This is a genomic window from Paenarthrobacter sp. GQ52 (assembly GCF_059759005.1).
Genome location: NZ_JCAXEJ010000007.1, coordinates 21719 through 42644, shown reverse-complemented (window position 1 = coordinate 42644; position 20926 = coordinate 21719). Strand labels below are relative to the sequence as shown.

Here is a 20926-nt window from a genome sequence, read left to right as displayed (position 1 = left end):
GTCGAGTCCCCCTTGAATGTTCCAGCGAGTCCGCAGCGTTCCGGCGAACTCGAGGAAAATGCAGCCCTACACGCGCCCCAACACGTCGATGTCTTCCAGGAAGTCCTGGTGAACTTCGGCGCTGACGGTGGTCCGGGTATCACCGATCGCGTCGAGGTAGTCCTGGGTGACCGGCCCTTTACGTCCGTTGGAAGCAAGACCGGAGTCGCCGTCGTCGTACACTGCTTTTTCCAGGGCCCGCTGGGAGGCGCTGCGGGCAGCGAACTCGATGTCCGCGGGGGAGAACCCCTCGGTGCGCTCAACCAGCTGGGCGATATCGACCGAATCCACCACGGTGGCGGGGATGAATCGCTGCCACATGGCTTCACGGGCGTGAACGTCGGGGAGCCCGATGGGGATGACGTAGTCGAACCGGCCGTGGCGCAGGAAGGCGGTGTCCAGGGCACGGATGAAGTTGGTGGCACAGACCAGCAGTCGGCCGGGTTGTTCGCGGAAAGCCGGGATGATCTTGAGGAGTTCGTTGGTGACTCCCTGCAGCGGCGACGGCGGATCACCGGCGCGCTGCGACGCGATTTCCTCCACTTCGTCGATGAATACCACGGCGTGTTCCAGCTCGGCGATTTCCAGGAACGTCTCGCGTAGTGCGCCGGCCAGGCCCTTGGGGTCCGCGGCCAGACGGGACGGGAAGACTTCCACGAACGGCCACTCAAGCCGGGATGCTATGGCTTTGGCGAAGGTGGTTTTGCCGGTGCCCGGAGGGCCGAAAAGAACTACTGCCCGGGGCGGGACAACGCCGTATTCGTCGGCGAGGTCGGCCTCAGCCAAGGGCAAAACCAGCCGCCGCTCCAGCAACTCCTTCTCGCGGCGCATGCCGGCCACGTTCTCCCACAGGTCCCGGGCAAGGATCCGCCCGCCCAGCAGCCCCAATGCGCCCAGCTCCTGCCGCTGCACGGGTATGGTCCGCTCGAAGTAGCGCAGGTTTTTCTTGACCACGAACCCGCGTCCCAGGAATGCCTCGACACGTGTTTCGGTCTCCGGCATGAGCGCGGAGAGTTTGTTGAGGCCGTGCGGGGCCATGCGGTTCTCGACGGCGGATAGCAGCGAGGTGCCGATGCCGCGGCCGCGGAACTCCGTCAGGGTGGCCAGGAAAACGATCCAGCCTTGGTCATGGGCGGCGCGTCCGACGGCGGCGCCCACCACCTGGTCACCTTGGACGGCCACCACGGCGTGGTCCTTCTCGCAGGATGCCAGTACCTCGGACAACGCGTACACGGGCTCCACGCCATCGGCTTTGAGTGACTCCCAGAGGTGCAGGATGCCGTCCAAATCGGACGAATGGAAGTCCCTGATGCGCCAGTTGCTCATGGCTGTATCTCCTGAGTCTGCTAAGTGAGTCGCCGTTGATCTCTTGGAGTTGAGCATAGGCGAAGCACCGCTACAGGAGGTTGCGGGTCCGTTGCGTTACGAAACCCTACGTCTGGTCCGCCCTACTGAAGTACCCCCTAGTCGACCGGACGCAGCCGCAATCCCTGCATGCCGCCGTCGACCGCCAGCGAAGTCCCCGACGTCGACCCCGATAGCGGGCTCGCCAGGTAAGCGACGGCGCCGGCTACCTCAGCTGGGTCGACCATCCGCCCGTGCGGTTGGCGGGCGTTCAGGGCGTCGCGCTCAGCGGCAGGGTCAGCAGCTGAATCGAGCAACCGGCCAACCCAGGGAGTGTCCACGGTGCCGGGGTTCACGCAGTTCACACGGATCCCCTCGCGGACGTGGTCTGCCGCCATGGCGAGCGTCAAGGACAAGACCGCGCCCTTCGACGCCGAGTACAGGGCACGCTTAGGAAGCCCGGCAGTCGCGGCAATGGAACAGGTGTTAACGATCGCGGCCGCCGGAGACTCACGCAGGTATGGCAAGGCTGCCCGGCTGACACGGGCGATTCCCACCACATTGACGTTGAGGACACGCAACCACTCGTCGTCGTCGTTCGCGGAAATGTCGCCCTGTGCGCCGATGCCGGCGTTGTTGATGACGATGTCCAGGCGGCCGAACTGCTGCACAACGTGCTCGACGGCGGCGCGCACGGAGGCGTCATCGGCCACATTGCACTGCACGCCGAAGTGCGGGCTGGTTTCCGGGGCGAGGTCCAGGACCGCCACCTCCGCACCGCCGGCGGCGAGACGGTCGGCGATCGCTGCCCCGATTCCGGAGGCGCCGCCGGTGACGAGTGCCGTGAGGCCTTCGAAATCGTTCCCCACTCGGGTTGCCATGGCCCTAGGCGTTGATGTGGGCGGGAGCGGGTGAGCCGTGGTGAGCGCCGGCCTGCGCGGGGAAGTACTCCTGCCGTTGGCGGCCCAGTCCCTCAATCTCCAACTCCACCACGTCCCCAGGCTGGATGAACGGGAATCTGCCGGAAAGTGCCACGCCCTCGGGAGTGCCCGTGATGATCACGTCGCCCGGCTCCAGGACCATGTACTGGCTGAGGTGGTGGACGATCGTGGCGGGGCCGAAGATCATGTCCGAGGTATTGGAGTCTTGCCGGCCTTCGCCATTGACCAAAGTCTGTAGGCGAAGGTTGCCGGCATCGATGTCCGAGGCCGGAACCAGCCACGGACCCAGGGGAGTTGAGCCGGGGAGGGACTTGCCCTTGGTCCACTGTCCCGCAGCGCCGGGGATCTGGTACTCGCGCTCGGAGAGATCGTTGGCCACGGCATAACCGGCGATGCATGCTTCGGCTTCAGAAGTGGAGGAAAGGTATGACGCTTCCTTGCCGATCACGATTGCCAGTTCCACTTCCCAGTCGTACTTTTCCGACGACGGCGGGATGGGGGCTGCGTCGAACGGCCCGGCGATAGTGTTGGTCGGCTTGAGGAACACCACGGGAACCTCGGGCGGCGTAGCACCGGATTCGGCGGCGTGCGCGGTGTAGTTGAGTCCGATGGCCACCACGGCGCCGGGGCGGGCAACGGGTGCGCCGATGCGCAGGCCTTCCGGTGAGATTTCGGGGAGCTTCCCTTTGTCCAGGGCTTCCCGGGTGCGATCAATGCCGTCCGAGGCGAGGAAACCGCCGTCGATGTCGTTGGTCAGGGCCGTAAGGCTGAAGTACTTCTCGGTGCCGTCGGCGTCCTGGGCGATGACGGCCGGTTGTTCGTTTCCGGCCGTACCCAGCCTGGCGAATTTCAAGGTCATGGCTTCCTCCGTGCGTTCGGGACTAACATCCGAGCTCTAGTGTGGTGTTTTCACCCATAATACGGAAATGTGACCCATTGACAAGGCAGACATCGGATGTTTAGTCTCGGTGGAGAATCGTGACGCACTTCAGGAGCCGCATGAGCACCATCACCGCAATGGATACGTTCGATATCCGCTTTCCAACATCCCTTGAACTGGACGGCTCGGATGCCATGAATCCGGACCCGGACTATTCGGCCGCGTACCTGATCATCCGCACGGATGCCGGGGACGGGCATGAGGGTCACGGCTTTGTGTTCACCATCGGGCGGGGGAACGAGGTGGAGACGGCGGCGATCGAGGCCCTCCGTGGGCACGTTCTTGGCCGCACGGTTGAGGACCTGCTGGCTGACATGGGGGCCACGTGGAAACTGCTGGCCCATGACTCGCAGCTCCGGTGGCTGGGTCCCGAGAAAGGCGTCATGCACATGGCTATCGGCGCCGTCGTCAATGCACTTTGGGATTTGAAGGCCAAACGCGCAGGGCTGCCCCTCTGGGAATTGCTCGCCGGCATGACGCCCGATGAGCTCGTAGCACTCGTCGACTTCCGCTACCTCACGGATGCGCTCACCCCGGACGAAGCCCTGGAAATCCTCCGTGCCGCCGAGCCTGGTCGGGAAGCGCGCAAAGAGGCACTCCGCGCCGAGGGCTACCCCGCGTACACCACGACGCCGGGCTGGCTGGGTTACAGCGACGAGAAACTGACGCGGCTGGCCAAGGAAGCCGTGGCGGACGGATTTGCCCAGATCAAGCTCAAGGTGGGGGCGTCCCTGGAGGACGACATCCGCCGCGTGCGGGCCGCCCGTGCTGCCGTTGGTCCCGACGTCAGGATCGCGGTGGATGCCAACCAACGCTGGGATGTGCAGGAAGCCATCGACTGGATGGCCCACCTTGCCCCCTACGACATCGCCTGGATTGAGGAACCCACCAGCCCGGACGACATCCTGGGCCATGCTGCCATCGCCCGTGGAGTGGCGCCCATCCCTGTGGCCACCGGCGAACACGTCCAGAACCGGGTGGTGTTCAAGCAGATGCTCCAGGCCGGCTCGCTTCAGGTCCTGCAGATTGACGCGGCCCGGGTAGCGGGAGTGAATGAGAACATCGCCATCCTCCTTCTCGCTGCCAAGTTCGGTGTGAGGGTTTGTCCGCATGCCGGTGGTGTGGGTCTGTGTGAAGCCGTGCAGCACCTGTCCATGTTCGACTTCGTTGCGGTGTCCGGGACCAAGGAGAACAGGACCATCGAGTTCGTGGACCACCTCCATGAACACTTCATCACATCCGTGGACGTCCACGACGGCGCGTATTGGCCGCCGTCGGATCCTGGTGCAGGAAACGAAATGCTCAGTGAAACACTGGCCGCGTACAGCTTTCCGAACGGCCCCGTATGGAAGGAATCCCGTTGATCCAGCACGCACCTTGGTTTGAAGAGGCACGTTTTGGGATGTTCGTTCACTGGGGCATCTACGCCCTGCCTGCCCGGCACGAGTGGGTGATGAACCAGGAAGAAATCACTGTGGAGGAGTACTCCAAGTACTTCCGCCGCTTTGACCCGGACCTCTACGATCCCCTTGAATGGGCACGCGCCGCAAAGGGCGCCGGGATGAAGTACGTGGTCCTCACCACCAAGCACCATGACGGCTTCTGCCTGTGGGACTCGGCGCTGACGGATTACAAAGCCACCAACACGCCCGCCGGCCGCGACCTGATAGCGCCTTATGTGGAAGCACTTCGGGCCGAGGGGCTGAAGGTCGGCTTCTATCACTCGCTCATCGACTGGCACCACCCCGACTTCACCGTGGACGGCGTACACCCGCAACGTAACGCAGCCGACGTCGAGAGTTTGAACGCCGGACGCGACATGACACGCTACCGCGAGTACCTGCACGGCCAGGTGCGTGAACTCCTGAGCAACTACGGCACCATCGATTACCTGTTCTTCGACTTCTCCTACACAGGTGGGCACGAAGAAGACTTCTGGGGCGGCAAGGGCCGGAAAGACTGGGATTCGGAGGCGTTGCTCGCCATGGTGCGGGAACTGCAGCCCGGCATTGTGGTGAATGACCGGTTGGAGATCCCCGGCGACTTTGTCACTCCGGAGCAGTACCAGCCCGCCGGCCCCATGATGGTCGACGGCGAACCCGTCACCTGGGAGGCCTGCCAGACCCTCAACGGTAGTTGGGGTTATGACAGGGACAACCTGAACTACAAATCCGTGGACCTACTCATTCGGATGCTCGTGGACGGGGTGTCCAAGGGCGGCAACCTGCTGCTCAACGTTGGCCCCACGGGTAGGGGAAACCTCGATCCGCGGGCGGTGACGTCCTTGAAGGGCATCGGCGAGTGGATGAAGCTGCACTCCCGCGCCATCTACGGGACGGGGGCTTCCCGGTTCACGGCACCGGCGGACGCCCGGTACACGCAGCGTGGAGACAGGCTCTATGTTCACTTGTTCGCCTGGCCGTTCGAGTACGTGCACCTCCCGGACCTCGCCGGGAAGGTCGAATACGCGCAGTTGCTGAACGACGCGTCCGAGGTGTTCGCCAAAGAGGTAGACCCCGGGCAACAGGCCATGAATATGACCCAGGCAGGCCAACCGCCCGGCACCTTGACCATCAAGCTGCCTGTCCAGCGGCCGAACGTTGCCGTCCCGGTGCTGGAACTGTTCCTGACGCCCGAGGCCGTGAATGGTTGAAACCATCGCCCTGCATGCGAAGCTCAGGAATGGTTGAACTTTTGGAGGTCCAGGACGATTACTCGGGGGAGGATGCGGGTATCCAGAAGGTATGGGAGCTGCCATGAACTCACTTGAACTGGGCAAACTGGGCTTCGGTGGAGCGGGCATCGGGAACCTTTACCGGGCGATCCCGGACGGGGAGGCGCTCGCCACCGTGCTGGCTGCATGGGACGCGGGCATCCGCTACTTCGACACCGCACCCCATTACGGCCTTGGCCTCTCCGAGCAGAGATTGGGCGCCGTCCTCCGTGATAAACCCCGGGACGAATTCGTCATCTCCACCAAGGTGGGCAGGCTACTCCAACCCAATCCCAGTGGCGGCCAGGACCCGGAAGGCTTCGACGTCCCCGCGACGTCACGGCGCGTGTGGGATTTCTCCGAAACAGGCATCCGGCACAGCATCGAGGATTCCTTGGAGCGGCTCGGCTTGGGCCATGTGGATATCGCATACCTGCACGATGCCGACGTCCACGATCTTCAGGCCGGAATCTCCCAAGGCCTCCCTGCACTCGAGAAGCTGCGCTCCGAGGGAGTGGTCCGGGCAATCGGTGTGGGCATCAACTCAGCCGAGGCAGCCTTGGAATGTATTGAAGCCGCCGATCTCGATCTTGTGATGCTCGCCGGCCGCTACACCCTGCTTGAGCAGCCCAGCGTCCCGCTGCTTGACCGCTGTGTGGAGCGAAGCACCGGCGTCGTAAGCGTGGGCGCCTACAACTCGGGCCTCCTGGCCCGACCCGACGTTCCGGAAAACGCGCACTACAACTACCATCAAGCACCGCCGGATGTGTTGGAGCGTGCGCGTGCGCTCGCGGCCCTCTGCCGGGACTTCGACGTTGAACTTCCGACGGCGGCGCTCCAGTTTCCTTTGCGGCACCCGGCCGTCGTGAACGTGACAGCAGGGGCGACTTCCCCTGAACAGGTGACCGTGAACGCTGCCCGAATGGAGGCAACCGTGCCGGAAGAACTCTGGAACGCGTTGGAGGCGGCCAGGCATGATTGATTCGCACCTGCACCTGTGGACCCTGGATACCTTCGTCACCGGCGGTGTGCGCCACTATCCGTGGCTTGGACCGCAACACGGTGCGCTCTTCCGCAGCTTTAGCGAGGACGAGGCGCGTGAGACGTTGGACGCTGCCGGGGTGAGGGGAGCCGTCCTGGTGCAGGCTGACGACACCGTTGACGACACCGGGAGCATGTTGGCCGTCGCCGCGCGAAATTCCTGGGTGCTCGGAGTAGTGGGCTGGATTAGCTTGGACGCGCCCGCGGAAGCTGAGGAACAGTTGCATCGCTTCACAGCGCATCCCGCCTTCAAAGGAGTGCGGCACTTGGTGCATGACGATCCCAGGGGTGACTTTTTGGATCTTCCCGCTGTTAGGGAGTCACTGGCGTTGGTGGCTCGGCGCGGGCTCACCTTCGACATCCCGGACGCATTCCCCCGGCATCTGGGGTCCGCGGTTCGGTTGGCCCGCGAGATGCCGGAACTGACGGTTGTGTTGGACCACCTGGGTAAGCCGCCGCTGGCTGATCCTGAGCTCATGGATTCGTGGAGCGCCGATTTCCGGGCGCTCGGGCGGGAGCCGAACTCGGTGGCGAAGCTGTCCGGACTGCATTTGCCTGGCGTTGAATACACCCCGGACGCGTTGCGACCTCTGTTCGAGTCAGCGTTGGAGGCTTTCGGGCCGGAGCGTTTGATGATCGGCTGCGACTGGCCAGTGAGTACCTTGGGCACCCCCTATGGCCGCACGCTCGATGTCCTGCTGGAACTCGTGTCTACATTGAGTCCCTCGGAGCAGGACCTGGTGCTTGAGGAGACGGCCATTCGGACCTACGGCCTGGCGGTCACCCCTATCGCCGAAGGTTAGAGCGCCTGCCGCAGCCAGTTCTCGACGCCGCTGATATGCACGGTGACAAGGGCCCGCACCAGTTCTGCGTCGCCCCGCTCCAAGGCATCGGCGATGGCTTGGTGCTCGGCCAGGGTGTGCGCCACAGCTTTTTCCTGCGTCAGGCCACGCCAGATCCGGGCTCGCACCGTGCTGCTGGACAGGGCTTCCAGGAGGCTCCCCAGGTAATCATTTCCGGCAGCCTCGGTGATGATGCTGTGGAACTCCAGGTCATGGGCCACGAGCTCCTCGACGTCAGTGTTCTCGTCTATGCCCTCCATTGTGTTTCTCAGGGCAAGGAGTTCGTCCGGCGTGATTTTGCCCGCCGCCAAGTGTGCCGTGGCCGGCTCCAGGATTCGTCGGACCTCAAAGAGTTCCAGGATGGACCGGTCCTGGTGCAGGTCCACCACAAAGGCCACGGCTTCGTTGAGCAGCTTCGCATCGAGGCTGGTCACGTAGGTGCCATCACCACGGCGTACATCCAGCACGCGGATCAACTCGAGGGCTTTCACGGCCTCGCGCAACGAACTCCGGGAAAGACCGAGCCGTTCGCTCAGTTCCTTTTCCGGCGGGAGTCGATCGCCGGCCTTGAGTTCGCCGCGGATCAGCATGTCTTTGATCTTGCTGATCGCCTCGTCTGTGACAGCCATGGACCAATAGTAGCCACGAATGATCGGATGTCTGTCTCCGCCGCGTCCTCACCCAACTGAGTCGCAGTTAAGCGCGTTTTGAGCCTTGTAAACGCGCTTAACTGCGACCTACTTGGGGGCATTAACCGACGACGGCGGCACCTGGGTTCCGATTGTTACGGAACCCGGGTGCCGCCGTCGTGATTTAGCGGTTTGTTACTTGATGCCTACTTGTCGCCGCCGGGCAGCGGGCGGTTGGCAATCACCGGAGCGCTGCCGGTGTAACCGTCGCGGGTGGCGGCAAGCTCATGAATTTGCTTGCGGCACAGGAACCAGCCCCAGACCATTAGTCCGCAGGCAATCGCGGTGACCAGCATGGTCAACGGGGACTCGATGAACACCATGATCAGCACGGCCGCCAGGAAGATCAAGGACAACCAACCTGTGTAGGGGGCGCCAAACATCCGGAAGGACGGGCGCTTCAGCCATCCCTTGTCGGCCCAGCGTTTGAGTTGCATCTGGCACAGGACGATGGTGGCCCAGGTGACGATGATGCCCACGGAAGCGACGTTCAGGACGATCTCGAAAGCGTCGGCCGGAACGAGGTAGTTGAGCGGAACTCCCAGGAGGGAAACGCCGGCGGTGATGGCGATGCCACCGTAGGGGACGCCTGCCTTGTTCATGCGCTGGGCGAACTTCGGGGCCGAGCCGGCCACCGACATGGAACGGAGGATGCGGCCGGTGGAGTAGAGCCCGGCGTTCAGGGAAGACAGTGCTGCAGTGAGCACCACGAGGTTCATGATGACGTCCACACCCTCCACACCGATGGAACCGAAGAACGTCACGAACGGGCTGACGCCCTTCTCGTAAGAGGTGTACGGCAAGAGGAGAGCCAGCAGAATCACGGAGCCAACGTAGAAGAGGGCGATGCGGATGACAACGGAGTTGATGGCCTTGGGCATGATCTTCTCAGGGTTGGCAGTTTCGCCGGCTGCGGTGCCGATGAGTTCAATCGATGCGTAAGCGAAGAGCACACCCTGCATGAGGATGATCATGGGGAGGACACCGTTGGGGAAGACCCCGCCGTTGTCTGCGATGAGGCTGAAGCCGACTTCCTGGCCCTCCACCGGGGTACCGAAGATGACGAAGTATGTGCCCACCAGGAGGAAGGCCACCAGTGCTGCCACCTTGATCAGCGCGAACCAGAACTCCATTTCACCGAAGACCTTCACGGAGACCAGGTTGAGGCACAGCACTACAACCAGCGCAATGAGCGCCCACGCCCACTGCGGAACGGCACCTATCCAGGCGACGTATTTGCCGAAGAACTCCATATAGAGCGCCGCTGCGGTGATGTCCACGATGGTGGTGGTGGCCCAGTTGATCCAGTAGAACCAGCCCGAAACGAAGGCTGCCTTTTCGCCGTAGAACTCACGGGCGTAGGAAACGAAGGATCCCGACGACGGGCGGTGCAGAACCAGTTCACCGAGTGCGCGGAGGATCAAGAAAGCGAAGAAGCCACAGATTGCGTAGGCGATAACGAGGGAGGGGCCGGCTGCGTTGAGTCGACCGCCGGCGCCCAGAAACAGTCCGGTGCCGATTGCGCCGCCGATCGCGATCATCTGGATCTGGCGGGGCTTGAGGTCCTTGTGGTAGCCGGAGTCCTCCTTGTGGAGGGCTTTCTCGCTGGCGTGCGCTTGGGCCGGGACCGTGTGGTCCGTGATGGGATTGGTCATTGGAATCCTTAGGGGTGTCCTGTTGGGGGTGTCCTGGGCGCGTCCGGTCGGGGATCCGGGCACGCAGAACAAAGCCTCGTGTGGGTGTGCCTCATGGGCGGGACGACTGGGTGGCGCGTTTTCAGGCCAGTTGCGGCCTATTTGCTGAGATTTGCCAGACGTTCGGGGCTAAGCAGTTCCTCAAGCTGGGCGGCGGTCAGGAGACCGTGCTCCAACACGAGTTCCGCTACGCCCTTGCCCGTTGCCAGCGCTTCCTGGGCGATGGCGGTGGCGGAGGCGTAACCGATATGGGGGTTCAATGCCGTGACGAGACCGATCGACTGCTCCACGGTAAGCCGTAGCCGTTCGGTGTTTGCAGTGATGCCCCGGACGCAGCGCGCCGTAAGGGTGCGGCACGCTGCTTCCAGGTGGGAGATGCTCTTGTGCAGGCTGTGCACAATGATCGGTTCGAAGGCGTTCAGCTGAAGCTGGCCGGCCTCCGCGGCCATGGTGACGGTGACATCATTGCCGATGACTTCGTAAGCCACCTGGCTGACCACTTCCGGGATCACCGGATTGATCTTGCCGGGCATGATCGACGAACCGGACTGCACGGCCGGAAGGTTGATCTCGCCCAAACCCGCACGCGGTCCGGAGGACAGCAGGCGGAGGTCGTTACAAATCTTGGAGAGTTTCACTGCCACGCGCTTCAGCACCCCGGACAGGTGAACAAACGCGCCCACATCCTGCGTTGCCTCGATGAGGTCAGCGGCAGTGAGGAGGGGAAGTCCGGTGATTTCGGCCAGGTGGCGGCAGACAGCTTCGGCGTAGCCGGCGGGGGCGTTCAAGCCGGTGCCAATAGCCGTGGCACCAAGGTTGATCTCGTGGATCAGCATGTGGGACTCGTCCAGGCGGGCCCGGTCCTCGCCGATGGTCACGGCGTAACCGCCAAACTCCTGGCCGAGGGTCATGGGAACAGCGTCCTGCAGCTGCGTGCGTCCCATCTTCACCACGGTCCGGAACTCCCGGCCCTTCTCAGCGAAGGCCAGCTCAAGTTCTTCGAGCGCTTCCAGGAGTTCTTTCACGGAGAAGATCGTGGCGAGGTTCACCGCCGTCGGGTAGACGTCGTTGGTGGACTGGCTCAGGTTCACGTGGTCATTCGGGTGCAGCTTGGAGTAGTGGCCCTTGGGGTGGCCCAGGATCTCAAGCGCACGGTTGGCGATGACCTCGTTGGCGTTCATGTTGGAACTGGTGCCGGCGCCGCCCTGGATCACGTCCACCATGAACTGCTCGTGGAGCATGCCGTCCATGATGTCCTGGCAAGCCTGCACAATGGCATCCGCCTTCTCGGCATCCAGCAGGCCAAGCTCGTGGTTGGTGCGGGCCGCAGCCTGCTTCACAGCGGCCAGACCCCTGACGAGGTGCTTGTTGGTGGAGAGCGGCTGCCCGGTGATGGGGAAGTTCTCCATGGCGCGGAGGGTGTGGACGCCCCAGTAGGCATCCGCGGGTACATCGCGGTCGCCCAAAAGGTCGTGTTCGGAACGGAGGGGGATCGCCTGATCGACGGTGGTCATAGCTGTCCTTGGTTTAGTTGCTGAAAATTTGGGCTGCGCGGAGCTCGCCGACCGGAAGGCCGCCGCCCAGCACGGGTGGGCTCTGAAGCGTGTCCAAGCTGCCGCCGTCGACGCCCAACTTGCGGAGGACCTCAACGGTGACGGGCATGCGGGCGCGATCGCCGCCGTCGGAAATCTTCACTGCCACGCCGGTGCCGTTCGGGAGGCCGACAAGCTGGAGTCCCTCAAAGCCGTCCTTCGCGAGGAGTCCCGGGACCGCCCGCATGAGCGCGGTGACGTCGCGGCCTTCGCCGGCCACCATCTGCGGGTAGCGGCGCATGGCGTGGGCAACCTTGCCCTCGTCGGTGCTTTCGTCGGCAGCGGCGATGCGGCCATAAGCGCGCGCCATACCGTGAAGCGAGTGGGCGAACAGCGGAGTGCCGCAGCCGTCAGTGCTGACTGCGGCAGCTTCCTCGCCGGTCAGTTCCGTGATGGTGTCGCGGACCAGGACCTGAAGCGGGTGCTCGGGATGCAAGTACCCCTCCACAGGCCAGCCGTTGATGACGCAAACTGCGGTCATGGAAGCGTGCTTGCCGGAGCAGTTCTGCGCAATTTGGGTGGGGCTGTTGCCTTGGCGTAGCCACTCTTCACGTTCAGCGACGCCGTAAGGGAGGTCCGTGCTGTTACCCAGGGCCGCTTCGGTGAGGCCGTGCAGCTTCAGGATCTCGGCGGCACCATCGCGGTGCATCTGCGCGCCGGAGTGGCTGGCAGCGGTCAGCGCCAGGAGGTCCTGGGGGATGTCCAAACCGGCCTTGAGCAGAGCAACAGCCTGCAGCGGCTTCAGGCTGGAGCGCGGGTACATGGGGGCATCCGGTTCGCCGGCTTGGATTGCGGTGCTGCCATCTGCGCTGAGGGCGATCAGCGAGCCGTAGTGGATGCTTTCGACCAGGCCGTCGCGGGTTACCTCTACGAGCGGGACGTGGTTCGGCGCTTTTTTCGCGTGGGCCTGGGCCGGTGCTTCGGGGGCGGGCATGGTGGCAGTGTCCTTTGGGTGTGTCATTTGCTGAGGATCGTGTCCAGCGCCACGCTGACGGCCTGCAGGTGGGCGGCCATCGCTTTGCTTGCGGCTTCGGAGTCGCCGGCTTCGATTGCGTTGAGCACGGCGACGTGTTCCTCGTCAGAGCGGTGTTGCCGGTCTGCCACGAGGTTCAAGGTTTCGGACTGGTGGGCCAGGGCTTCACGTATATCCGAGACGACGCTGGCAAACACCCGGTTTCCGCTGGCACGGGCCACGGCTGAGTGGAAGCTGGCGTCCAGGTTCACCCAGGCTTCGGGATCGTTCTCCGTGAGCATCTCCTGGACGATGTCCTTGAGGTGCTCCAGCTCTTCCTCTGTCCTTCTTTGGGCCGCGAGGCCGGCAGCCGGGATCTCGATGTGCGGGCGGGCTTCGTTAAGATCACGCGCACTGTACTGACCCAAGGTAAGGTCATTAGCAACCTTGTTGGCCACAATGAATGTGCCTTTGCCGGTCTTGGTTACGGTAAGGCCCAAGGTGTTGCAGGACCTCAACGCTTCCCTGATGACTGAACGGCTTACGCCATACTGGCCTGCCAGCGTCGCTTCGGAGCTCAGCTTGGTGCCGATATCGAACTGGCCGCCCTCGATGGCGCGTCGCAGTGCCGCAAAGACCGCTTCAGCTGCGGAAATGCGTGAGATAGGCGTATGCCCACCCTGGGGTCCTTGCTGTCCGGCTGTCCGGCTGTCTGACAGGTTCACGTTTCGAATATGGCACGGGTCACAAGTGCCTGTCAACGCTGAAAGGTTTGCTTCAGGCTTTGGCGTCTTTGGGCCTATCAGGGGCGGCCCGCACAATGGAGCATGCTCTTCACCAAAAAGTCACTCACTGAGGACGGGTTCACCGGATTCCGGCCGCTCGACGAACTTGATCCCATGAGGATTCCCCAAGGACCGGGGATCTTCGCAATCCTCCGTCCCGCGGATTTCGAGCCCTCATTCCTCAGCAAGAGCACTGCCGGCACGTTCAAGAAGAAGGACCCCAACCTCAAACGTGAAGACCTGGAGTCCGAATGGATTCCCGATGCTTCTGTGCTGTACATCGGCAAAGCCAGCGCAGGGAGCCAAGGCAATAGGGGGCTCCGCAAGCAGCTCCAAGAGTTCATGGATTACGGCCGTGGACGACCCACCGTCGTCTGGGACGCCCGGCTCATCTGGCAACTCCGCGACGCCCTTGACCTGATCGTTGCATGGAAGGAACTCCCCGCCTCCGAAGTAAACGCCGCCGAGGCCGCCTACCACGCTGACTTTGTTGCCGCCTTTGGTCGTCTTCCGTTCGCCAACCTGGTTCAGGCCCGCTCCAAGAAGTAGTGCATAACGTACGACGGCGGTACTCAGCTTGCGCCGTCGGCCTGCCGCTGGCCTGGATTCCGGCGCATAATGGCACCCATGACAGACCTTGTCTCCCTTGGAAGCAAACCTCATGGATCCCGCATCACTGTGGAGGTGCCCGTCGTACGCGTCGGTTCCGGATCCTCGGACTATGAGGGTCTCAACCGCTTTGTCGACTCCCTTCGCAAGCCGCAAGGGCTGCACATGACATTGCTGCATATTGGGATTCTCGACGAGCTGGGACGGGACATCGTTGCTTGGACCAAGGGGTTGTCGCCTCCTGAGAAAGTGCTCCCCGAGATCTCCAGTTGGTTGACGGAGTTGCCGGTACTGCAGGGCTTTTTGGGGAAGTCGGACAAACTGATCCCCTTGGGCGGCGGACGCCTCATGGGGCTCGAAGTGGACGTGCCACAGGAGGTTCACGACTACCAGTCACTCTTGGTGCAAGGGCTGCACGTACTTCTTGACGACCTCGGCCTCGACAACATCGACGACTTCATCCTGAGCTCGCCCGCACTTGGTTACAAGTCACCCCGATGGTTGCCGCACATCGCAGTCGGCAAAGCCCGGACCAGGCACGAGCCTGCGATGGAGATCGCACCTGTGGCCTTGGAATTCGGCGACTCTCGGATCCGCAACCGGGAGGCGCTCCCTTCTCCAGGGTGACTGCGGTTGCACTGATTGACGCGCGAGAAGTTCTACAGCCGGTAAAATATGATGTGTCTCCCGTTTTCTACCTGAGGACTTCCATGCAGCCCCGCACTTTGTTCCGTACCGTTGCTTTTGCCGAGGCCGTGACATGGACGATGCTATTGATCGGACTGTTCCTTAAGTACGTCACGCGAACCACAGACGTTGGTGTGAGCATCGCCGGAGGCATCCACGGGTTCGTGTTCCTTTGCTACGCCGCGACGGCCGCGTTCACGTGGATCAACCAGAAGTGGACAACCCGCACCGGCCTGCTTGCCATCGCTTCAGCAGTGATCCCCTATGCCACCATCCCCATGGAGAAGTCGCTGGACCGCCGCGGCCTCCTCGCCGGTGATTGGCGCTTGGCCGCTGGGGGAGATTCGCCCCAAGGCGGCTTCGAGAAGGCCCAGGCTTGGGTCCTGCGTAACCCGATTCTTGCTGTTGTGGTGACTTTGGTTGCCGTGGGCGCAGTGTTTAGCTTCCTGCTGTTCATGGGTCCTCCAGGTACCTGGTTCTCCTAGGCTTCAGCAGGCGAAAAGCATCAGTTCTTAGAAACTGATGCTTTTCTTCACTTAAGGCCAAGGATCCCTGACTCCATGGGCCGCAACCACCCACTTTGAATCGTGGGTGGTCTCGAGGCACCGTCTTTTTGGTGTGTCGCCAGGATGCGGCGATCAAAGTGGGTGGTGGCGGTACGTGGCGCCGTCCGTCTATCTGCTCTCCGCGCCGGGGCAGCCCCAGGAGTTGGGGTTTTCCTGGCAGGTGTCGGCGACTAGTGCTTTTTCTGTTTTCCAGACTTGGATGGTTTTTGCGGGTGTGGTGATGTCCAGGGTTCCGTTGATGGGTAGTGGTGGTCCGTTGTTGACGGAGTAGGTGCCGGTGAAGCTGGTTGTGAGGGTGGCTTGGTAGTTGCCGGTGTCTGTGTAGGTGTGGCTGGTGCGGGTCTCGTTGGTGAGCCATTCGGCTTCGGCGATGGAGTATCCGGCGGCGGGTGTTGGTCCGAGGGCGGTGCCGTCGCCGAAGGTGTAGGTGTAGTTGGCGGGTGTGGCGGTCAGGTGGACTGTTTGGCCGAGGATGGTGACGTCGAAGCCTTGTTCTCCCGTGGTGGCGTAGAAGTTGGTGGGTCCGCCTTTGAGGGTGTGGGGGAAGGGCTGGGCTTCGAGGCTTCCAGGGTTGACGGGAAGTTGTCGGAAGTCGGTCAGGATCCTGGCCGCGATGTTGGCCAGGACGTTTTCGGGCTCGGGGTCGTAGAGGCAGGTGGGGCCGCTGACGGCTGGGTAGTCGGTCCATGTGGGATTGGTGATGGACTTTGGTGCCTGTCGCCAGATGGCAGGTGTGCCTTCTTCGCCTCCCGGTGTCTTGGCCGGGCATTCCATCGTGAGGCAACCCCTATCGGGAGTGTCCGTTCCACCTGATCGGCAGTGCACGTCAGCCATGTACTGATTTGGATCCTCCGAACCTGCAGTGCTGCCTTCAACAAACGGTGTAAAACTGCCGGTGGCAGGGTCCCTGATCCACTGGGTTCCCGTCAGTTTCAGCCCGTTATCGACGTATCCGATGTCTATCTTTGGGTCCTTGGCAACGGCTATACCGCAATGGATGGACATCAAAATGAAGGTGGAGGCTAACAGAGCGGCAGCGATACGCTTGGGATTCTGCACCGGCTAGCGGAGAAGACCAAGGTCGATCAGTAACCAACGCTGATCCTCGAACGTCAGCGCTGCCCTACTTGCCGAGTTCGTTGCGGCTGTCGGCTCTTGATAAAGCGATCCATCTGGCGTCCGAATTTCGATCGGTTCCTGGATGACCTGCACTGCGGCGACTTGGGTGGACACTGTCGGATCAAAGTCAGCCTCAACGCTCGTCGATCTGATTGTGGCCCCGGCGATCCATCGCCCCTCTTGCCAACCGCTCTCGACTCCTCTACGCAGGGACGTGCATAAGGCGCACGTCGACCTACTAAGTGGCGTCAGTTGCTCAGTCTGCCCGGTCTCGTAGCTGTAGCTCAACTGGGCGTACCAGTACCCAATAAACGCCTCCAGCCCCGCCTCCGAGTTCTCCTTCGCCAGCTCCGGCATCACCGGAACGGGCACGTTCTCCGCCTTCCCCTTCGCGTCGGCAGGCTTGTAGACAGGAGGCGCTGACGGAGTAGCCGAAGCCGAGGGAACCGAAACGCTCGCGGTGGGCGACGCCGTCGTCGAACTTGTTTCTGAAGGTGGGCCGCCAGGCGCCGAGCCGCCCTGACAACTGCTCAGAAGCAGCGCAGCGGTCAGAGCCAAAACCGCCGTTCGGACGTGAAGAGACGGAAAATAGGCAAACGAATGGCGTGACATGACAGGCTCCCCAGCAGCTGTTTGGCGGTGTGCCGGTCAGTCTAGGCGGGGGACGGGTAACCATTCATGTCAGAAAATGCGGCCTGTGGATAAGTGCCTATGGCGGCTCATCCAAAACCACTACCCCCGAAGCTTCTCCATATCCCGGCGGTCCTTCTTGGTGGGCCGACCCGCGCCGCGGTCACGCTGGGGGAGACCGAGCTTTGGAGCAACGGGACGCGGGGGAGTGTGGTCGGTGAAGCAGTGGGAAGCGGCTTCGGCACCCACGCGCTTGGCGATGAGTCGCCGGACTTCGAGGATCCGTTCCCAGCCGGACTCGCGGACCCGGATGGTGTCGCCGATGATCACGCTCTGCGACGCCTTGACAGGGTTTCCGTTGATGCGGATGTGCCCGGCACGGCAGGCAGCGGTGGCGGCCGAGCGGGTCTTGTAGGCGCGGATCGCCCAAAGCCAGGCGTCGACGCGGACATTTGCCGGGGATGATGACGGGATACTCATGGTTGGGAAGAGTCTAACCGGGCCTCGCAAGAGCCGCGAGGCCGCCGGAAACGTGCGCGTACACGGGGAAGCCACCGAACACGCCGGAACGCTCCGGCGATCACGCAGCGTTCCGGCGATCTCGGCGAGGCGGGGCCAGCGTTCCAGCGATCTCGGCGGGCCGGGCCGGGCCGTGCCGGGCCGGGCGTCGCCGGAGGCCGGAACCGAAAGAACCTACCGCACCGTCACCTCGACTACCTGCGCCATGTTGTTCCCGATGCCCTGGTAGTTCCACACCTGCTCGGTGGGCTGCAGCGCACCCGACGAATCCATCGCACGGCACCTCAGCACGTGCTCGCCGGGGCTCGCGACCCACACCATGGACCACGAACGCCAAGCAAAGTCGCCCAGCGCCGGTTCCAGGTGCGCCGGCATCCATTCGCCGTCGATTCCTACCTCAACGCGCTCCACCTCGCCGTGCCCGGACCATGCGCGCCCGTGCAGCATCACGGGACCGGCGTCCACCACGCGCCGCCGGGTGTAGAAGTCCGGGATTCCCGGCGGAATCATGAGGGAGCGGACGCGAATATGGCTCACGGGTATGCCTGGGCCGTCAGGACCTTGAAGGTAGTGGTAAGCGACGGCCTGCTGGAACCCCATGAACCGCGACTTCACGGCCTCGATCGACGTCAACCACTTCACACTCGCCATGCCGTACCATCCCGGAACCAGCAGCCTGAGCGGGAACCCGTGCTGGATGGGCAAAGGGTTGCCGTTCATGGCGTAGACAAGCATGACTTCGGGATGCATCGCTTCTGCCACTGAAAGGCTGCGTGCATAAGGCTCTTCGACGCCACCTTGGATGCCGTTGTCGGCGCCGGTAAAAACAAGTTCGACGGCGTCACTCGCCAAACCTGCTTCCTCCAGCAAGGGCGCCAACGGGGTGCCGGTCCACTCGGCTGTGCCCACGGCACCCAGAACCCACGGTTGGCTGACGGGACGAGGTTGCAGAAGGGATCGGCCGTTGCCTGCGCATTCAAGGGTGACAGGCATGGTGACGGCGGGCCGGGCTTTGATGTCCTCAAGACTCAACTCGAGACTCCGATTAACGGCGCCACCCAGGCGTAGTCGCCATGTCTCCGCGGAAACGTGCGGGATATCGAAGTGGATCAGCAGGTAGTGAAGGCCGGCCGGCGTGATGTCGTCGTGCAGGGCCTCAAGTGGCATGGAGTGATTTCGCCCGGAGAGCTGCAGTTCTTCGTGGGTCAGCGGACCTTGGGTCGGCTGACCAGGGTTGGCGGCTTTCGTTGCTCTTTGCTTGACATGGTGTTTGGACATAGGACGGCGGCGTTCTACTGGAATCTAAACGCTGCGGAGTGCCGCAGCACCTAGGTCAAGGATCACGCCGCGGGCGAACCCCGTCAATAGCTCGTTGTGAGGCCTGCTCTGCGCCCAAAAGCGAGCACATAGCGCGCAAAGCGGGCCTCACAACGCAAGGGGGCTACCGGCGTCGCAATTCCGGGTACTCAAGGTGTGGCGCGACCGTGCCGGCATCGCGCTCCAGGAAGTTCACGGCCGGGGCAACGATGTCGTCGATTTCGTCGAGGATCGCCTCGCTGAGCACCACATCTGCGGCCTTCAAATAGTCGGTGAGGTGGTCCTCGGTTCGCGGCCCGATGACCACGCTGGTGACTGCCGGGTGGTTGAGGGCGAAGCCCACGGCAAGCTGGATAAGGGTCAACCCGTGGCGGGCTGCAAGCTGCGCGAGGGCATCCGCCGCGTGAAGTTTGCTTTGGTTAAAGGGTGCATGGACATCGAAGCGGCCCGGGACCGCGGCCGATCGTGAACTTTCCGGCTGGCCGCCGCCGACGCGATAACCGCCAGCAAGCCACCCGCCGTCGAGCGGTCCATAACTCAAAACGCCGACGCCGTACTGCTGGGTGATGGGGAAAACGTCCCGTTCGTTGGCTCGCACCAGGAGCGAATACGGAACCTGGTCCACCACGGGCGGCGTCAGGTGGTTGGTGTTGGCGATCCACTATGCCTCCACAAGCTGGGCGGGGCTGAACACGGACGTGCCGTAGTACAAGATCTTGCCCTGCCGGATGAGGTCGTTGAGGGCTGTGATGGTTTCCAACAGGTCGGTGTTGTAGTCCGGGCGGTGCGCTTGGTAAAGGTCGATCCTGTCCGTGTTCAGCCGCCGCAAGCTGTCCTCCACAGCTCGGACAATCCAACGGCGCGAGTTTCCCGCGTGCGCAGGGTTGGAGCCCATCTGGCCATGGAACTTGGTGGCGAGGAAAACGTCGTCGCGGCGGCTGTGGATGGCCTGGCCAACCACAGTCTCGGCCTCGCCCTGCGAGTAGATGTCAGCGGTGTCAACGCTGGTGATACCGGCGTCAAGGGCGGCCTTAATGATGCGGATGCTCTCCGCTGGACCCGTGGGTGCGGCACCGGTGCCGAAGTTCAAGGTGCCCAGAGTGAGGGGGCTGATCAGGGCGCCAGTGCGTCCAAGCGTTCGTAGCTCGTTGAGGCTCATGTCGGCTTCCTGTGGTGGGACGGTGCTGGTGGGATGTTCAATCGAGGCTACACACGGCCGCCGGAGGCATAAACGCAAATGGTAGAAGTTCTTCGTTTTTCGTCTTGGGAGGTAATGGAAGCGGCCTTACTTCGCGACATTTCTTGACATGCGGCAACACAAATGTCTTTCGAATCAACAAATATTGCCGTTGCCCCCAGCAGGTGAATTATGGAAAGGAACTCAGGCTACGCACGATAGGGGACAGCGGAATGACACAGACCACAGTGGAAGAAACGGCGGCCATCAAGGCAGCATTTGCGCAGTTTCCGTCCGGAGTTGCCGCGTTCAGCGCGATGGTGGATTTCACGCCGGAAGCCCTGGTGGCGTCGTCCTTCACGGTTGGTGTTTCGCTGGAACCGCCGTTGGTGATGTTCGCAGTGCAAAACTCCTCCACCACCTGGCCGAAGCTCCGCCAGGCCCAGCGCCTGGGAGTTTCGGTTCTCGCCGAAGGTCAGGAAGCGGCGGCCCTCCAACTGGCGTCCAAGACGCGCGACCGTTTCGCCGGACTGGACACCAGCGTGAGCGACTCAGGTGCAGTGCTGATCGACGGCGCAGTGCTGGGTTTCGAATGCGAAGTCATCTCCGAGACGCCGGCCGGTGATCACGCGATTGTGGTTCTCGAGGTAAAAGCGACCACCATCAACCTCGAGTCCAAGCCCTTGATCTACCACGGTGCGACGTTCCGGCAGCTGGCAGCGTAGGCGTC

The 20926-nt window shown here is 62.8% G+C and carries 20 protein-coding genes and 1 pseudogene; 8 read left to right on the top strand and 13 right to left on the bottom strand.

The window, feature by feature from the left end:
* Positions 1-66: 66 nt before the first annotated feature.
* The 3 genes from AC6CH8_RS11405 to AC6CH8_RS11395 all read right to left on the bottom strand — a co-directional run bounded on the left by AC6CH8_RS11405 (position 67) and on the right by AC6CH8_RS11395 (position 3183).
* The gene (locus AC6CH8_RS11405) at positions 67-1365 is read right to left on the bottom strand and encodes an ATP-binding protein (protein ID WP_498190585.1); all 1299 of its coding nucleotides are present in this window, start codon (positions 1363-1365) and stop codon (positions 67-69) included.
* A gap of 137 nt (positions 1366-1502) precedes the next feature.
* Positions 1503-2264 (bottom strand): SDR family NAD(P)-dependent oxidoreductase, encoded by a 762-nt coding sequence (locus AC6CH8_RS11400; protein ID WP_498190583.1) that lies wholly within the window; start codon positions 2262-2264, stop codon positions 1503-1505.
* 4 nt (positions 2265-2268) lie between these two features.
* A complete protein-coding gene (locus AC6CH8_RS11395) occupies positions 2269-3183 on the bottom strand; it encodes a fumarylacetoacetate hydrolase family protein (RefSeq protein ID WP_498190581.1) in 915 nt (304 codons plus the stop codon).
* Positions 3184-3323: 140 nt separating this feature from the next.
* Here AC6CH8_RS11395 and AC6CH8_RS11390 point away from each other — a divergent pair, with 140 nt between their 5' ends.
* The 4 genes from AC6CH8_RS11390 to AC6CH8_RS11375 all read left to right on the top strand — a co-directional run bounded on the left by AC6CH8_RS11390 (position 3324) and on the right by AC6CH8_RS11375 (position 7821).
* Positions 3324-4628 carry an L-fuconate dehydratase gene (locus AC6CH8_RS11390; protein WP_498190580.1) on the top strand — a complete coding sequence of 435 codons (1305 nt, stop codon included), beginning with the start codon at positions 3324-3326 and terminating at the stop codon, positions 4626-4628.
* Positions 4625-5917 (top strand): alpha-L-fucosidase, encoded by a 1293-nt coding sequence (locus AC6CH8_RS11385; protein WP_498190579.1) that lies wholly within the window; start codon positions 4625-4627, stop codon positions 5915-5917. Before AC6CH8_RS11390 ends, AC6CH8_RS11385 begins: the two co-directional genes overlap by 4 nt.
* A gap of 103 nt (positions 5918-6020) precedes the next feature.
* Positions 6021-6959 (top strand): aldo/keto reductase, encoded by a 939-nt coding sequence (locus AC6CH8_RS11380; RefSeq protein WP_498190577.1) that lies wholly within the window; start codon positions 6021-6023, stop codon positions 6957-6959.
* A complete protein-coding gene (locus tag AC6CH8_RS11375) occupies positions 6952-7821 on the top strand; it encodes an amidohydrolase family protein (protein ID WP_498190575.1) in 870 nt (289 codons plus the stop codon). The genes AC6CH8_RS11380 and AC6CH8_RS11375 overlap by 8 nt, the downstream gene beginning before the upstream one ends.
* Here AC6CH8_RS11375 and AC6CH8_RS11370 read toward each other — a convergent pair.
* The 5 genes from AC6CH8_RS11370 to AC6CH8_RS11350 all read right to left on the bottom strand — a co-directional run bounded on the left by AC6CH8_RS11370 (position 7818) and on the right by AC6CH8_RS11350 (position 13512).
* Positions 7818-8489, bottom strand: a complete 672-nt coding sequence (locus AC6CH8_RS11370) for a FadR/GntR family transcriptional regulator (protein WP_420179254.1) — start codon at positions 8487-8489, stop codon at positions 7818-7820. The two genes, AC6CH8_RS11375 and AC6CH8_RS11370, sit on opposite strands and share 4 nt — an antisense overlap.
* Positions 8490-8695: 206 nt before the next feature.
* Positions 8696-10204: an amino acid permease gene (locus AC6CH8_RS11365; RefSeq protein WP_091463511.1), complete on the bottom strand. Its 1509-nt coding sequence runs from the start codon at positions 10202-10204 to the stop codon at positions 8696-8698.
* A 137-nt stretch (positions 10205-10341) separates the two neighbouring features.
* A complete protein-coding gene (gene aspA / locus AC6CH8_RS11360) occupies positions 10342-11757 on the bottom strand; it encodes an aspartate ammonia-lyase (RefSeq protein ID WP_498190573.1) in 1416 nt (471 codons plus the stop codon).
* 13 nt (positions 11758-11770) lie between these two features.
* The gene (locus AC6CH8_RS11355) at positions 11771-12796 is read right to left on the bottom strand and encodes an asparaginase (RefSeq protein ID WP_498190572.1); all 1026 of its coding nucleotides are present in this window, start codon (positions 12794-12796) and stop codon (positions 11771-11773) included.
* A complete protein-coding gene (locus AC6CH8_RS11350; RefSeq protein WP_014923019.1) occupies positions 12793-13512 on the bottom strand; it encodes a FadR/GntR family transcriptional regulator in 720 nt (239 codons plus the stop codon). The genes AC6CH8_RS11355 and AC6CH8_RS11350 overlap by 4 nt, the downstream gene beginning before the upstream one ends.
* Before the next feature lie 102 nt (positions 13513-13614).
* Between AC6CH8_RS11350 and AC6CH8_RS11345 the strand changes: the two genes are divergently transcribed.
* From AC6CH8_RS11345 to AC6CH8_RS11335, 3 genes are all read left to right on the top strand, one after another.
* Positions 13615-14121: a hypothetical protein gene (locus AC6CH8_RS11345; protein WP_498190570.1), complete on the top strand. Its 507-nt coding sequence runs from the start codon at positions 13615-13617 to the stop codon at positions 14119-14121.
* A 78-nt stretch (positions 14122-14199) separates the two neighbouring features.
* Positions 14200-14808, top strand: a complete 609-nt coding sequence (locus AC6CH8_RS11340; RefSeq protein WP_498190568.1) for a hypothetical protein — start codon at positions 14200-14202, stop codon at positions 14806-14808.
* An 83-nt stretch (positions 14809-14891) separates the two neighbouring features.
* The gene (locus AC6CH8_RS11335; protein ID WP_454812077.1) at positions 14892-15353 is read left to right on the top strand and encodes a DUF3817 domain-containing protein; all 462 of its coding nucleotides are present in this window, start codon (positions 14892-14894) and stop codon (positions 15351-15353) included.
* A 189-nt stretch (positions 15354-15542) separates the two neighbouring features.
* Here the strand turns inward: AC6CH8_RS11335 and AC6CH8_RS11330 are convergent, their stop codons facing one another.
* The 5 genes and pseudogenes from AC6CH8_RS11330 to AC6CH8_RS11310 all read right to left on the bottom strand — a co-directional run bounded on the left by AC6CH8_RS11330 (position 15543) and on the right by AC6CH8_RS11310 (position 20178).
* A complete protein-coding gene (locus AC6CH8_RS11330) occupies positions 15543-16439 on the bottom strand; it encodes a PKD domain-containing protein (protein WP_498190566.1) in 897 nt (298 codons plus the stop codon).
* A gap of 57 nt (positions 16440-16496) precedes the next feature.
* Positions 16497-17165, bottom strand: coding sequence for a DUF6318 family protein (locus AC6CH8_RS11325; protein ID WP_498190565.1), 669 nt, complete (start codon positions 17163-17165; stop codon positions 16497-16499).
* Positions 17166-17285: 120 nt separating this feature from the next.
* Entirely contained in the window at positions 17286-17663 is a 378-nt protein-coding gene (locus AC6CH8_RS11320) for an RNA-binding S4 domain-containing protein (RefSeq protein ID WP_018779945.1), read from the bottom strand.
* 213 nt (positions 17664-17876) lie between these two features.
* On the bottom strand, positions 17877-18980 hold the full coding sequence (locus tag AC6CH8_RS11315) for a sulfite oxidase (RefSeq protein ID WP_498190563.1): 1104 nt from the start codon (positions 18978-18980) through the stop codon (positions 17877-17879).
* Between the two features lie 163 nt (positions 18981-19143).
* Positions 19144-20178: pseudogene (locus AC6CH8_RS11310) on the bottom strand (aldo/keto reductase).
* A 251-nt stretch (positions 20179-20429) separates the two neighbouring features.
* Here AC6CH8_RS11310 and AC6CH8_RS11305 point away from each other — a divergent pair.
* Positions 20430-20921 carry a flavin reductase family protein gene (locus AC6CH8_RS11305; RefSeq protein WP_091463493.1) on the top strand — a complete coding sequence of 164 codons (492 nt, stop codon included), beginning with the start codon at positions 20430-20432 and terminating at the stop codon, positions 20919-20921.
* Positions 20922-20926 lie beyond the last annotated feature (5 nt).

Excerpts from the sequence above, each read along its gene's own strand:
- AC6CH8_RS11405 (WP_498190585.1), bottom strand. The coding sequence starts at position 1,365 with ATGAGCAACTGGCGCATCAGGGACTTCCATTCGTCCGATTTGGACGGC.
- AC6CH8_RS11400 (WP_498190583.1), bottom strand. The coding sequence starts at position 2,264 with ATGGCAACCCGAGTGGGGAACGATTTCGAAGGCCTCACGGCACTCGTC.
- AC6CH8_RS11395 (WP_498190581.1), bottom strand. The coding sequence starts at position 3,183 with ATGACCTTGAAATTCGCCAGGCTGGGTACGGCCGGAAACGAACAACCG.
- AC6CH8_RS11390 (WP_498190580.1), top strand. The coding sequence starts at position 3,324 with ATGAGCACCATCACCGCAATGGATACGTTCGATATCCGCTTTCCAACA.
- AC6CH8_RS11380 (WP_498190577.1), top strand. The coding sequence starts at position 6,021 with ATGAACTCACTTGAACTGGGCAAACTGGGCTTCGGTGGAGCGGGCATC.
- AC6CH8_RS11375 (WP_498190575.1), top strand. The coding sequence starts at position 6,952 with ATGATTGATTCGCACCTGCACCTGTGGACCCTGGATACCTTCGTCACC.
- AC6CH8_RS11370 (WP_420179254.1), bottom strand. The coding sequence starts at position 8,489 with ATGGCTGTCACAGACGAGGCGATCAGCAAGATCAAAGACATGCTGATC.
- AC6CH8_RS11365 (WP_091463511.1), bottom strand. The coding sequence starts at position 10,204 with ATGACCAATCCCATCACGGACCACACGGTCCCGGCCCAAGCGCACGCC.
- aspA (WP_498190573.1), bottom strand. The coding sequence starts at position 11,757 with ATGACCACCGTCGATCAGGCGATCCCCCTCCGTTCCGAACACGACCTT.
- AC6CH8_RS11355 (WP_498190572.1), bottom strand. The coding sequence starts at position 12,796 with ATGACACACCCAAAGGACACTGCCACCATGCCCGCCCCCGAAGCACCG.
- AC6CH8_RS11345 (WP_498190570.1), top strand. The coding sequence starts at position 13,615 with ATGCTCTTCACCAAAAAGTCACTCACTGAGGACGGGTTCACCGGATTC.
- AC6CH8_RS11340 (WP_498190568.1), top strand. The coding sequence starts at position 14,200 with ATGACAGACCTTGTCTCCCTTGGAAGCAAACCTCATGGATCCCGCATC.
- AC6CH8_RS11335 (WP_454812077.1), top strand. The coding sequence starts at position 14,892 with ATGCAGCCCCGCACTTTGTTCCGTACCGTTGCTTTTGCCGAGGCCGTG.
- AC6CH8_RS11330 (WP_498190566.1), bottom strand. The coding sequence starts at position 16,439 with ATGTCCATCCATTGCGGTATAGCCGTTGCCAAGGACCCAAAGATAGAC.
- AC6CH8_RS11325 (WP_498190565.1), bottom strand. The coding sequence starts at position 17,165 with ATGTCACGCCATTCGTTTGCCTATTTTCCGTCTCTTCACGTCCGAACG.
- AC6CH8_RS11320 (WP_018779945.1), bottom strand. The coding sequence starts at position 17,663 with ATGAGTATCCCGTCATCATCCCCGGCAAATGTCCGCGTCGACGCCTGG.
- AC6CH8_RS11315 (WP_498190563.1), bottom strand. The coding sequence starts at position 18,980 with ATGTCCAAACACCATGTCAAGCAAAGAGCAACGAAAGCCGCCAACCCT.
- AC6CH8_RS11305 (WP_091463493.1), top strand. The coding sequence starts at position 20,430 with ATGACACAGACCACAGTGGAAGAAACGGCGGCCATCAAGGCAGCATTT.